Here is a 13,310-nt window from a genome sequence, read left to right as displayed (position 1 = left end):
GGAATGACATGCAGGCATATTAATGTAAATTCACTGTGGTTTAAGACGAATTGTTTTTGGCTGTTAATGTCTCATCGTTCGCTTTTATGTGTTATTCTCATGTTAACTATATCTTTTGGGTTGCCTATGATCGTATATTTATGTATAATCAATCGTGTTAACACGTCGAATGTACGGTAGTAAGAGATGTGGGTGAGTTCATGGAACTACTGGACAGCAATGAGAGCAAGAAGAAGATGTGCCAGTATTATAACGAAATTTCGAAGGAACTGTTCGGATTTGGCACCACTCTCCTGAGAGTGACCATTGACCAGAATATTGTGACCTTCTACGCGAAGCACCGACGTTCACCGCGCTCTGATGCCCTGGAAGGGGAGGCCCCCGGCTTAAAGCTGGAAGTGGACTTCCGCATGTCTGTCTTATATAAGAAGAAATTCCGGGAGAAGCTCGAGCAACACATGGGTTTGCCAATTGAAGCTATATTGCGGGATTATGATGCGTCCACTCAGTGGGCAATCACGAATGTGATTCTGGAACAGGCCTAAGATGGATCGGCAGGATTGATTCTTGTTGATGTATACAGAGGTTATGGCCGGATTCATGATCAGGTTCCGTACAATTTCATATGATGGCGTCTGTCTTCGGATTGATTCTGAAGCAGAAACCGATGATGTACCGGCAGCGGGTGTCGCTTTCCTTTGTTTACGAAGAAAAGTGTTCTTGTTTATACAAGAGCACTTTTCTTTTTGTTTTTTCATACACATCACATATATCAGGGGGAATCAGGATCATGATGAAAAAGTGGATTAGCGGTTTGGCAGCAGTGGCAATGACATCGGTATTACTTGCAGGTTGTGGCAGCAGCACGGATGATGCAACAGGCGGATCAGGCAGTGGGGGAACCGCAGCGAACAAATTGGTTATCTCCACTTGGGGCTTCTCTGAAGATTTCTTCAATGAAGAAGTATTTGGTCCATTCGAAAAAGAACATAATGTAGACATCGTGCTCGAAGTCGGCAATAATGCTGAACGTCTGAATAAAATTCGTCAAGGAACATCAAATGTCGATGTTATCTACCTGTCTGATTACTATGCACAACAAGGTATCGATGAGGGTTTGTTTGAGAAAATCGACCGCTCCAAAATTCCAAATGTAAATGACATTTATGATATTGCCAAAGCACCACTTGGTGAAGATTATGGCCCGGCCTACACGGTTGGACAGCTCGGTATCGCTTATAACCCGGATCTTGTATCCAAAGAAGTGACTTCATGGAGTGACCTGTGGGACCCGGCGTTCGAAGGTAACCTGACCATCCCGAATATTACGGCAACAGCAGGCCCAATGGTTGTGGATGCAGCTTCCCGTGTAGCCGGTAACGATACGTTTAATGAAGATGCGGCATTTGCTGAACTGAAAAAACTGAGCGGCAATGTGGTGAAATTCTACAGTCAAACATCCGAATTCGTGAACATGTTCTCCCAAGAAGAAATTGCGGGCGGACCGATCATGGAAATGTATTTCAAAGATCTGAAAGCAGCCGTGCCTAATGCGAAGTTTGTTACACCTAGCGAGGGTGCATATGCCGTGATGAACACAATCAATGTCGTGAAGGGCAGCAAAAACAAAGAGCTGGCTGAAGAGTTCATCAACTGGCAGCTTAGCCAGGATGTACAAACGAAATCTGCTAAAGCCAAAGTCGATTCCCCGGTTAACACCAAGGTTGAACTGACTGCTGAAGAAGCAGAAGGCGTAACATACGGCGCTGAAGTTGTTGAGAAGCTGAACAAACTGGATATGGAATTTGTGAATCAACAGGTTAAAGGCTGGACAGATCGCTGGAACCGCGAGATTGCACAATAAAAACAAGTACCCGACTAAATAGTTATCTTTGATCCTATATAGTTTAACTAAACTTTTTACACGAGAACGGAGAGGGCAGAAATAACGTGAAGAAGCGAAGCGTTTGCCTAAAAGCTTTCTGAAAGAAAGCTGCTTCGGAAGCACGCGCTATCCCCGGATTTTCCCCTTGAAGAAGGGATTCAAAAAAATCTGGGGATAACAGCGATCGGAAGGTTATTCTGTCATCGGAGTGGTAAGTGTAAATATTCTTTAGTTCAACTTATCATTTGCAGCAAGCAACCATATCACCGCATAGGAGTTGAGAACGGATGAGTGAAGCGCAAAATCGCATCATTCTGGACGTGGACACGGGGATTGACGATGCACTGGCGATTTTGCTGGCCGTCAAAAGTCGGAAGTTGGACATTCTCAGCATCACCACAGTCTGTGGGAACGTATCACTCCAGCAGGCAACAGAGAATACATGCAAAATTCTTGAACTCGTGGGTGCACCTGAAATTCCGGTCATTGCCGGAGCAGCTGGGCCGCTCACTCGCAAGTCGCATTATGAACACCGGGTACATGGACAGGACGGATTGGGCGGTGCGCTGCCTGATCCGGCCGTGTCTAAGAAAGCCGAGGAAGGTTTTGCGCCAGACTTTATCGTGGAACAAGCCAAGCAATATCCGGGCGAACTGACATTAATCATGACCGCACCCTTAACGAACTTGGCCCTCGCGCTGATGAAGTGTCCTGAATTACCTTCTTTATTGAAGGAAGTCATCTTCATGGGTGGCGTAGTTCGTGGACATGGCAACATTACACCAACCGCCGAGTACAACACCTACGCTGATCCAGAGGCCGCACGCATCGTACTGCATGCAGGCATCGAGAAGCTTACCCAAGTCGGATTGGATGTGACGCGTCAAACATTGCTGAATGAAGCAACGATTGAGCGTCTCACTGATCCTGCGCTGCGCGCGTACGTGGCTCAGAGCACGGAGATTTACATTAACCGTTACGAACAAATGAACGGCGTCCGCGCTTGCGCTTTACATGATCCACTAGCCGTGGGCGTAGCCCTTGCCCCGGAACTGGTAGGACGCAAATCGTATTATGTCGATGTCGAAACCGCCAGCCGCCTGTGCGATGGTCAAATGGTATGTGACTTCCAAAACCGTTTGGGCGAGCAGCCCAACACCCTCGTCTGCGAAACCGTAGACGCAGAAAGCTTCCTTGAACTGTTTATCAACGCGTTAAACGCGTAGTTATGAACTTCACGGCATTGGAGTTCAGTCTAAAATCAACCCACCTAATTCGCTGGTAGTGTAGGGGACGAAATCGATTCTGAAGAAGCGAAGCGTTCGCCTTTATCCTTGGATTTTTCCTTCTACTAAGAAGGGGATCAAGAAAATCCAAGGATAACAGCGATCGTAAGAACGATTCGTAACCGGAACGGCTGGTGCGATAAACATGGACGTTTATTTTTGAAATGTGCGCCAGTAATACGTGTGAATAAAACCATTTTAAAAGTCAGGAGTATCGCGATGAAGAAATCAGTAATCTACTGGCTATTGCTGCCGGGATTCGTGTTTTTGGCGGCATTTATGATCATTCCGATTGTCCTGACGATCGGGTCGACGTTTTTCCAAGAAAACTCCTTCACATTTGAAGGATACATGCATTTTTTCAGAGACCCATACTTTTTGAAAATATTGCTTACGACGCTGCAAGTCAGCGTGGTCACCACCATCGTCTGTGTGGTGCTCGGATTCCCGACAGCTTATTATATCTCGCAGAAAGCGCCACGCCGCAAAGGCATTTTGCTGGCACTGGCGATCTTCCCGCTGCTGACGAGCCCGGTCGTGCGCTCGTTTAGCTGGATGATCATTCTTGGACGCAAAGGGTTGATCAATAACACCCTTGTTGGTCTGGGTATCGTAGACAAGCCGCTGGATATTCTGTATACACCAGCAGCGATGATGATTGGTCTGACGCATCTGTTCCTGCCACTGATGATTATCTCTCTGGTGGGTGTGCTGGAGAACATTGACGGTGACCTGCTCAAAGCAGCACAAAGTCTGGGTGCATCGCGCATTACGGCATTCCGCCGGGTCGTGTTCCCGCTGGCTGTGCCAGGACTTGTGATCGGAGCCGTGCTTGTCTTTGTCGGAAGCCTGACGGCGTATACCACACCTGCCCTCCTTGGAGGCAAGCAACGTGTAATTGCTACGTTCCTGTATCAAAACGCCATGACCCTCAACGACTGGTATCTGGCCTCGGTTGTTGCCGCGATTATGATTGTAATTACATTTGTCGTGGTCGGTGTCATGAACAAAATGGCCAAAACTTTAAATCCGAAGGGGTAGACATATGCGGGAGAAACATATCGGGCTGGGCCTGTTCAGTCTGCTGGTCTTTATCTTTCTGCTGGGCCCGCTTCTGATCATATCGGTCACTTCGTTTGAACCGGGAACGGTACTCAAATTTCCGCCGGAAGGGTTCTCCTTCCGCTGGTATGAGAATATTTTCAACACAGGCGGTTTCCTTCGCACATTCCAGACGTCCATCATCATTTCCTTACTGGGAAACTTGTTGGCACTGGTGCTCGGAGTTCCGGCTGCGTATGCACTTAGTCGTTACGATTTCAAAGGCAAGTCCGTGCTGAACGCACTGTTCCTGTCCCCGGTACTGATCCCGGGAATCGTGCTTGGTTTTACATTGATGAAATACCTGATCGTAATCTACCATCTGCCGATGTATCTCGGATTGTTGATCGGTCATACGATTATCATGCTGCCATTTATCATTCGGGTTATCGCGTCGAGTCTGTCGAGCTTTGACTTTGCAGTGGAAGAAGCAGCGCTGAGTCTTGGTGCGGGACGGGTAAGAACGTTCTTCACGATCGTGCTTCCTAACATCCGCTCAGGAATTATCGCTGCCGTGCTGATTGCCTTCTTGGAGTCCTTCAACAACGTGGACATCTCGGTGTTCATGACCGGACCAGGGGTAAGCACATTACCGATCCAGATGCTGACGTATGTGGAGAATTATTTTGACCCAACGATTGCAGCGATTTCCGTGCTGTTGATGGTACTGACCGGACTCTTAATGTTCGTGATCGAACGGATCATGGGCGGATTTTCATACTTTACTAAACGTTAATTGGAGGCGCAGAACGCTATGGCATTGCTGACATTAGACCACGTATCCGTGGCATACGATAAGCAGACAATCCTGAAGGATTTTCAGTTGGAGCTGGAAAAAGGTAAACTGCTCTCCCTGCTCGGACCGAGCGGTTGCGGCAAAACAACTACGCTGCGCCTCATCGCCGGATTTCTGGAAGCATCACAGGGCAAGTTTATGTTCGGCGGCAAGGATTATACGAAGGTTCCGGCGAACAAGCGGAACTTCGGATTTGTATTTCAGAGTTATGCGTTATTCCCGCATCTGTCTGTCTATGACAACGTGGCCTTTGGTTTGCGGATGCGTAAAGTAAAAGACAAGGATATCTCTTCCCGTGTGATGCGAATCCTGGAAGTCGTTAACCTGAATGGATTTGAGAAACGTTTTCCACAGGAACTGTCCGGTGGACAGCGTCAGCGTGTAGCCATTGCTCGTGCATTGGTGATTGAGCCTGACCTGCTCTTGTTCGACGAACCGCTCAGTAATCTGGATGCCAACCTGCGTCTTAATATGCGGGTGGAGATTCGCCGGATTCAGCAAGAGCTGGGCATTACAACGCTGTATGTCTCTCATGACCAGGAAGAGTGCTTCTCGATCTCGGATCAGGTAGCGATTATGAACAAAGGCGTGGTCGAGCAGCTCGACCGCCCGGAAACGATTTTTAAATATCCGGCAACGGAGTTTGTCGCACGGTTTATCGGGTTCCATAATTTCATTGAATTCGCGGAGCGCACGGATGCAGGTGAAGTGATTACCCTGACCGCAGGTGGACGCACGTTTACAGCAACCGCGCATCCTGGAACAGCACGTCCCGGTGCCCGCAAAGGTGCGATTCGTCCGGATGATCTGATCGTCAGTGGAGATACCTCTGCGGATGTGATGAACGCCTTGCCGGGCATTATCAAAGTCAGCACCTATCTGGGACGCAGTTATCAGTATGTAATCGAGACGGAACTCGGTGATTTTACAGCAAATCAGGAGATGGAAACACCGTACCTTAGTGGGCAGCGTGTTAGCCTGATCTTCCCACAGGACAAGCTTGTGCTGGTGGAGTAGTCGTGAATGTAAGGAACAGTATTAAGAAATAAGAGCAGCAAAGAAGGCATTTCATGCGGTGATTCCGGACGACGCAGTGGTACGCAATCAAGTGCAGTATAACTGATTAAAGTACAGGTTCATTGTCCAGTCCGGATCGTGGTGAAATGTTTGTGAAGAAGGAGATTATGCCCCATGCGTGCAGATCAACTAATTGTAAATGTACATGTGTATAACAGTTATTATAAACGGTTTGAAATGAACGACGTTGCTGTGTTGGGCGGCAGATTCCTGTATGTTGGACCCGGTGGACCTGAGATGATTCAGGCAGACGAAGTCATTGATGCGCGGGGAAGATACATGATTCCTGGCTTGATTGATATCCATCTGCATATCGAAAGTACGATGGTGACACCGGAAACCTTTTCCCATGGTCTGATTGGCTGCGGGGTAACGTCTATTGTCGCAGAACCGCATGAGATGGCGAATGTATTTGGGCTGGAAGGTGTGCAGGAGATGATGGCTGTGAGTCGGGACACCACCGTGGATATGTTCTATGCGATCCCAAGTTCCGTTCCGGCAACCCCGATGGAGACAACAGGTGGTTCGATTGAAATCGAAGATATGGACGTGCTGCTCGCCACTGGCGAGATCATCTGTCTGGGCGAGATCATGAACTATGTCGATGTCATCCGTGATCCGGAGTGCAAGACCAACCAGATTTTACAGCATATTCGCAAAAACTATCCCGATCTGGTGATCGAAGGTCATACACCGAAACTGCTTGGACTCGATCTGCATCGACTGATCTACGCAGGTATTGATTCCGATCATACTCATCAGAGCATTGAGGGATTACAGGCGCGGATTGCGGCAGGTATGTTTATTGAAATTCAGGAGAAATCAATGACCCCGGAAGTCATGGAGTATCTGATTCAACATGATGTGGCGCAGCATTTCTGCTTTGTAACGGATGATGTGATGCCGGATTCACTGGTGGAGCATGGTCATCTGAATCATATCGTACGTAAAGCGATTCAGATGGGGATGCGTCCGGAAGATGCGATCTACGCCGCAACATCTACCCCTGCCTCCCGGATGAAAATGACTGATCGTGGCAGCGTTGCCCCAGGCAAAGTGGCCGATTATGTGTTGGTATCCAACTTGGATGATCTCTCTATTGATCAGGTGTACAAAAACGGCCGCAAAGCTTATGACGATTACGAACCGTATAAGCAGGAACGCATAACCGGTCAGTTCCCACCTCACTTCTATAAGAGTGTGCAGTTGGAGAAGCTGGATACAGCAGATTTTGCAATTCGTTTATCAGACCCGAAAGTCAGTGGATCAGGGGTTGATCTCGCTAATGAAGGTGAGCACCAGTGCCGTGTCATGATGGTGAAGGATGGTTCTACTTTTGTGGAAGAACATATTGCACCGGTTCAGTCTGCGGATGGCGAATTGTTATGGGAAGAAAGCGGATATGCGCAAATCGCTACCTTTGAACGTTATGGTGTGAACGGCAACCGTGCACATGGTCTGATCGGTGGAGACACCATCAAACGCGGCGCTATTGCAACGACATACTCACACGACAATCACAACCTGCTGGTTGTAGGACGTAATCGTGAAGATATGATATTGGCAGCTAACACGGTAATTTCGAGCCAAGGTGGTTTCTGTGTGGTGGAAGATGGTAAGGTGCTGTCCCATCTGGAACTTCCCGTAGGTGGCATTTTGACGGAAGAACCACTTGCAGTGGTGTCTCATCAAGTGAAGGAATTGAGAGCAGCGATGTTGTCTCTTGGGTACGTGCATTACAACCCGATCATGTCGATTAGCACGCACTCCCTTGCGGTAAGTCCCGCGCTGAAGATTACGGACCATGGCTTGATTGATGTGAATGCAGGTAAGGTTGTATCGTTGATTGTATAGTTTGAAGACACATATGTCGTTATGCACATGAAAAAACACCCTATTTCACAATTGTGAGCTAGGGTGTTTTTGTCTGTACTTATTGGAATTATTATTTTAGCAACTTCTCTGGGTTCTTCACTTTAATGGAAACAACTTCGCCGCAATCCAGACAAACCGTGTACATTTTTTCCATACCGAGAGTCATTTTCTTATCCAATGGACGAAGGATGATGTAATCCGATGCTTCTACGAAAGATGTTCCTCGGCAATCATGACATTTCTTTTCTGATGTACTCATAAGTTCATTCCACTTTTTATTCATTTGTATTGTGTTCATTAATATAATATTCATTAAATGGAAATACAAAATTATCTAATTATTCATCCGTAGATTAGGGTCCGTTAGTCCGTAAATTAAATTTTTATTTTGCCTTCTAAAGTCCACTCCAAATATTTGGACACTGAAGGTGCGACCCATTTTCGGCTGTCATTTTCATGATTCCACACAAACACGTCATCTCTACACGTTCCATCCCCTGTCACAGGAAAAGCAAATAAATCTCCAATCCCACTTTCCCCGAAGAAGAGCAGGTGATCAAAGGGCATATAGTAATCTTGGGAGTGGTCATCCCGATAATGTCTGTTTTCATTCTTAATTCGATCTTCTGACCAGATAAGTCCCAAATCGTAAATAGCTCTGACTCCATTGGTTTCGAGCAATATTTCTTTTAATTCACGAGGGAGCGTAACCTGTAAGGAGTCTTCCACCTTTGCAATGTCATCACCAGATGCAGGGGGACTGAACGTATACTCCTTCGAAATGCTATGAAGATGCTCTTTCCACATGAATAAAGGCCTCCTCAATATATTCTAACTGTCAGTAACGAATGAAACGGTATGTAATTGATTGAAAAAAGGAGTCCTTCTTAACTAAAAAGGCTACTGATTTTGATGTAGCGCAGTAATGTTATGTAAGGACTACTCTTCTAACTCCAGTTTACCAAGTTAGCCAACCGCTCGTTCGTTTATAGTTGTGCAGAAGATCGTATTGCTCGTGGTGCATGAGACGCTTCATTTTGGTTCTATACAGACGATAATCATGTTTACGATCGGGTTTACTTTCTTTGTTGTAATGCGTGCTCTTGATTCCTTTACGGTGATCTTTCAGCTTTTCTTTTCTTGGATCAATGAACTTCTTGTTATGTCTCTGTGCGAAAGCTGTCTCATTTTCCCATAATTGAATCTCTTCCTGTGTGAACATCTTCATCCCCGTTGTACCGGGCTAGATTTTGGCTTGAGTAGCCAGTGCCTTGAGCACAACTAATAGAAAAAGAATTTTGGGTTGAACATCGTCATCACCTCAGATTTAATCATCCTTATTTTAACATATAAAGCCGTCCGATCAATTCTGGTCTAAGCGTTATTATGGGTACTGTTCTGGAGTAGAAGTGATCACGTAACAAATCCCTTTTGGACGAGGCATAGGATTACCTATATAGTAGTAAGAAGAGAATGCTTGAGACAGGAGCAGGGGGATCAGTAACAACTATGAATATAAAAAATGAAGCTAAAACGATATTTTTCGACGTGGATGATACGTTATATGATCACTTGCAGCCGCTTCGTAGCGCGTTGCAGGACGTTCTCGGCCTGCCGGATGAGTTCCCTTATGCTGAGGCCTACCACCGTTTTCGCTATTATAGTGACTGGTTGTCTGCACAAGAAGATCTGTCTGCTGTACCGGAGCCGGATGCGGTGGAGAGAATGCGCCGTCGAAGGTTTGAGTTGACGATGGAGGAGTTTGGACTTCCCCTACAATCGGGACAGGCTGAAGAACTGCAAGCTCAGTATCTGAGCAGACAGTTCGAGATTGTACCTTTTCAAGGAGCATATGAGCTGATAAGAAGGCTTCAGGCAGAAGGTCATACCGTTGGTCTGATCACCAATGGAGAAGGAGAGCATCAGCGGCGCAAGCTTGAAGCACTGGATGTGCTCAGTCTCGTGGACGAGCATCTGATTTTCATCTCCGGTACGACTGGTTATGCGAAGCCGGATCGCAAGTTGTTCGAATATGTGAGTAAGCAGTCCGGGACAGATGCCCGTTCCAGCTATTATATTGGAGACTCGTGGCGTAATGATGTGGTAGGTGCAGTGGATGCAGGCTGGACAGTCATTTGGTTCAACCATCGGGAGGCAGCGCCGGAGTCCGATCATCAACCTCATTTTGTAGCATCGAGCTATGAAGAGATCAGTCGTATTCTGACTTTTGAGTTTGTTAAGCAATAAAATTGTACAGGTGGGTTCATGCAGTCCTATCATCTCGCGGAGATGAAGGGCTGTTTTTGCGTTATTTGCACTGTGAGAATATTCGCAGTATGTGAGCGTAATTGGAGGTATAAATAAACAGTGGGATCTGGTGCAGGCAGTACTACACACCATCATTAATCAGCCGTCTGGCCAGTATAACTCCCTTTTTATAATGATATAGGATGAAGCTCAGCTTCATGGAATCTTCATGTACAAGACAGGGCAAAATCCTTCCCAAACCGTATATGCGGTGTTATAATTAAAACAAGATTTAGATTAAGTCTAAATTAAAAAACGAATCGAAGCAATCCATCATAAAATTCAAATTCTATTTTTATATTCGAGAGGGGATAAATTCCATGAGCACAATCCAAACTAGAAACAACACTTTTGCTAACAACGCCACAGCACTTCAAGAGGTCCTGAACCGTCAGATCGCAGGTTGGTCCGTACTATACACGAAACTGCATAACTTCCACTGGTATGTCCAAGGACCTCATTTCTTCACACTGCATGCCAAATTCGAAGAACTGTACAACTTGGCTACGGCAAATATGGACGAAGTTGCAGAACGTTTGCTTGCTATTGGTGGACGTCCAGTAGCTACGATGGGTGAACAGCTACGTCTGTCTCCGATTGAAGAGGCACAAGGACCGTTGTCTGCTGAGCGTATGGTAGAGTCAGTGGTTGCTGATCTGCGTACGATGGTGGAAGTGATTCATCAAGGCATTCACGAAGCGGGAGAAGCAGAGGATAACGCAACGGAAGATATGCTGATTGGATTCACCGCTGCCCTGGATAAAGAGGTTTGGATGTTAAACGCATTTCTGGGCAAATAAGCAAGGTTACCCTTCATCCTGACAACGATATGTAGAGTCCGTGAACAAAGTGTCCGTTCGCTTACAAATCCGGTGCGCTTGCCGTATAATGATGGCATTCAAGATGTACAGAATGGTGGAATGAACAATGCGGTCAGACCTGGAACAATTGCAGGAAGAAGCTGAACGATTTATATATACATGTTATGAAGAGCTGGGCTATTCGCATGAAGACGCGGAGGCCCGGCTTGTTGCGGTTATGCGCGAGATCGAAGTAACGGGTACTTATGTGCATACCACAGAGGAATTGGAGCAGGGTTGTAAAATGGCATGGCGGAACAGCAACCGCTGTATCGGGCGGCTGTTCTGGGATAAACTTCGGATCGTGGATGCCCGTCATGCCGATACGGCAGGGACGGCAGCAGAAGCTGTGTTGAATCATATTCATGTGGCATCCAACGGAGGCAAAGTAATTCCGATGATTACCATCCTTCCACCGGATGGACCGGAAGGAACTCCGGTACGGCTCTGGAATCATCAGCTCATTCGTTATGCAGGATATGAGACGGAGCAAGGCATTATTGGAGACCCTGCTTCCGTGGAACTGACTAAGGCGGCGATGTCACTTGGCTGGCAGGGGGCAGGTAGCTCATATGATGTGTTACCGCTCATTATTCAGGGGCAAGGACAAGCCCCAGAGTGGTATGTTATACCCGAAGAAGAGATTGTGGAAGTGATGATCGAACACCCGGAGCAGAAGGAGATTGCTGAGCTTGGCATGCGTTGGTATGGGGTGCCGATGATCGCCGATATGCGACTGGAGATTGGTGGCATATCTTATCCGGCAGCGCCGTTTAATGGTTGGTATATGGGTACCGAGATCGGCGCCCGTAATCTGGCGGACACGTTCCGGTATAACAAGCTGCCTGCGGTGGCGGCAGCATTTGGATTGAATACGTCGAGTGAAACGACATTGTGGAAGGACCGGGCTTTGGTGGAGCTGAATGTAGCTGTGCTGCATTCGTTCAAAAAAGCAGGCGTGAGCATTGTGGATCACCACACGGCGGCAGCGCAATTTGCTATGTTTGAACAGCGGGAGGAGAAGGCTGGGCGTGAGCTGACTGGAGATTGGGTTTGGCTTATTCCCCCAGTGTCCCCCGCGACAACGCATATTTTCCACAGCTCCTATCGTAATGAGATTGTGAAGCCGAACTTTTTCCATCAGGATCAGGCGTATACCCTGAAAGATGGCGTGGCATCTGCCGCAGAGCGGCGAAGCAGCGAGCAGCAGAATACACAGGTAGAGAATCCCCAGCCGCAGGCCGGAGATGCACAAATGAAATGCCCGTTTGCACATTAAATTGTGCAGACGGGTTATTTTTTGTGATCCTTTTTTATCAAACGAAGAGCATTAAAATAGGAAAAAAATGAAAAGATTCTTTCTCTATATGGAAATATATAACACACCTATAATGAAGCCATGACTTTGACTTCACATAGGGGAGAGAACAATCCATGGGTTACATTGAAACGTTGCGAGGAATGGTTGGCAATGCTCCTGTTATTTTGGTGAGACCGAGTATATTGATCTTGAACAAGACCGGTGAGATTCTATTAGTTCGACATCTGGATGATACGTGGGGAGTACCGGGTGGAAATATGGAGCTCGGCGAATCGGTGGAAGAGTCAGCAATAAGAGAGGTCAGAGAAGAGATTGGGATAGAGATCAAGAATCTTCATCTGTATGGCGTCTTCTCAGGAAAAGAGTTGTACACGAAATTAAGAAATGGGCATGAATACTACAATGTGGTCATTGGGTATATTTGCACGGAGTATGAGGGAGAACTGAAGCCAGATGGGGTTGAAATTCTTGAAGCGGAATTTTTCAAACCAACGGAATTGCCTGAAAGGACCGACCCTTACTTAAAAAGAAAAATTCAAGAAAATGCAGCACACATAGCAACATTATTGGGGAAAATATAATCGAGAGGTTGCCACCGAAACGGTTTATCTCACGAGTTGTAAAGTTTACGAACCGAGCGCGCCTTACAGGGCGGATTAATTGTGGAATTGTAATTTAACGAACTTCAGTGGCGATATATCGGCATTAACCTGCCTGAAACCGATGAGGGAGCACCATTTCGGAGAAATAGTACTTCTGTGATTCGTTAAAATACCGCCCTGTGGAAATTGAAGCGAATAAC

General features: G+C 46.7%; 14 protein-coding genes. 11 read left to right on the top strand and 3 right to left on the bottom strand.

Annotated features, from left to right (window positions below; genetic code table 11):
- The first annotated feature begins 200 nt into the window (after positions 1–200).
- From BS614_RS00990 to BS614_RS00955, 7 genes are all read left to right on the top strand, one after another.
- Positions 201–545 carry a Na-translocating system protein MpsC family protein gene (locus BS614_RS00990; RefSeq protein ID WP_017691786.1) on the top strand — a complete coding sequence of 115 codons (345 nt, stop codon included), beginning with the start codon at positions 201–203 and terminating at the stop codon, positions 543–545.
- A 248-nt stretch (positions 546–793) separates the two neighbouring features.
- Positions 794–1,864, top strand: a complete 1,071-nt coding sequence (locus BS614_RS00980) for an ABC transporter substrate-binding protein (protein WP_074096625.1) — start codon at positions 794–796, stop codon at positions 1,862–1,864.
- Between the two features lie 308 nt (positions 1,865–2,172).
- Positions 2,173–3,111: a nucleoside hydrolase gene (locus BS614_RS00975; protein WP_074092632.1), complete on the top strand. Its 939-nt coding sequence runs from the start codon at positions 2,173–2,175 to the stop codon at positions 3,109–3,111.
- 279 nt (positions 3,112–3,390) lie between these two features.
- The gene (locus BS614_RS00970) at positions 3,391–4,212 is read left to right on the top strand and encodes an ABC transporter permease (protein ID WP_036612869.1); all 822 of its coding nucleotides are present in this window, start codon (positions 3,391–3,393) and stop codon (positions 4,210–4,212) included.
- A gap of 4 nt (positions 4,213–4,216) precedes the next feature.
- Positions 4,217–5,008 (top strand): ABC transporter permease, encoded by a 792-nt coding sequence (locus BS614_RS00965; protein WP_017691790.1) that lies wholly within the window; start codon positions 4,217–4,219, stop codon positions 5,006–5,008.
- Between the two features lie 18 nt (positions 5,009–5,026).
- Positions 5,027–6,085, top strand: a complete 1,059-nt coding sequence (locus BS614_RS00960) for an ABC transporter ATP-binding protein (RefSeq protein ID WP_074092631.1) — start codon at positions 5,027–5,029, stop codon at positions 6,083–6,085.
- A 174-nt stretch (positions 6,086–6,259) separates the two neighbouring features.
- On the top strand, positions 6,260–7,999 hold the full coding sequence (locus BS614_RS00955) for an adenine deaminase C-terminal domain-containing protein (protein WP_074092630.1): 1,740 nt from the start codon (positions 6,260–6,262) through the stop codon (positions 7,997–7,999).
- Positions 8,000–8,090: 91 nt separating this feature from the next.
- On the opposite strand, the gene BS614_RS00950 is transcribed toward BS614_RS00955, so the two are convergent.
- The 3 genes from BS614_RS00950 to BS614_RS00940 all read right to left on the bottom strand — a co-directional run bounded on the left by BS614_RS00950 (position 8,091) and on the right by BS614_RS00940 (position 9,242).
- Positions 8,091–8,279, bottom strand: coding sequence for a hypothetical protein (locus BS614_RS00950; RefSeq protein ID WP_074096624.1), 189 nt, complete (start codon positions 8,277–8,279; stop codon positions 8,091–8,093).
- A gap of 116 nt (positions 8,280–8,395) precedes the next feature.
- A complete protein-coding gene (locus BS614_RS00945; protein ID WP_036612858.1) occupies positions 8,396–8,827 on the bottom strand; it encodes an SMI1/KNR4 family protein in 432 nt (143 codons plus the stop codon).
- Between the two features lie 151 nt (positions 8,828–8,978).
- Complete coding sequence (locus tag BS614_RS00940; protein WP_074092629.1) at positions 8,979–9,242, bottom strand: hypothetical protein; 264 nt, start codon at positions 9,240–9,242, stop codon at positions 8,979–8,981.
- Positions 9,243–9,529: 287 nt separating this feature from the next.
- Here BS614_RS00940 and BS614_RS00935 point away from each other — a divergent pair, with 287 nt between their 5' ends.
- From BS614_RS00935 to BS614_RS00920, 4 genes are all read left to right on the top strand, one after another.
- Positions 9,530–10,267, top strand: coding sequence for an HAD family hydrolase (locus BS614_RS00935; RefSeq protein WP_074092628.1), 738 nt, complete (start codon positions 9,530–9,532; stop codon positions 10,265–10,267).
- Between the two features lie 380 nt (positions 10,268–10,647).
- On the top strand, positions 10,648–11,127 hold the full coding sequence (locus tag BS614_RS00930) for a Dps family protein (protein ID WP_210436960.1): 480 nt from the start codon (positions 10,648–10,650) through the stop codon (positions 11,125–11,127).
- A gap of 127 nt (positions 11,128–11,254) precedes the next feature.
- Entirely contained in the window at positions 11,255–12,466 is a 1,212-nt protein-coding gene (locus BS614_RS00925; protein ID WP_074092627.1) for a nitric oxide synthase oxygenase, read from the top strand.
- A 155-nt stretch (positions 12,467–12,621) separates the two neighbouring features.
- Positions 12,622–13,089 (top strand): NUDIX hydrolase, encoded by a 468-nt coding sequence (locus BS614_RS00920; protein ID WP_074092626.1) that lies wholly within the window; start codon positions 12,622–12,624, stop codon positions 13,087–13,089.
- Positions 13,090–13,310 lie beyond the last annotated feature (221 nt).

It is taken from the genome of Paenibacillus xylanexedens (assembly GCF_001908275.1).
Classification (GTDB): domain Bacteria; phylum Bacillota; class Bacilli; order Paenibacillales; family Paenibacillaceae; genus Paenibacillus; species Paenibacillus xylanexedens_A.
The sequence above is the reverse complement of the archived record's forward strand: the minus strand, read 5'-3'. Positions and strand labels throughout refer to the sequence as shown.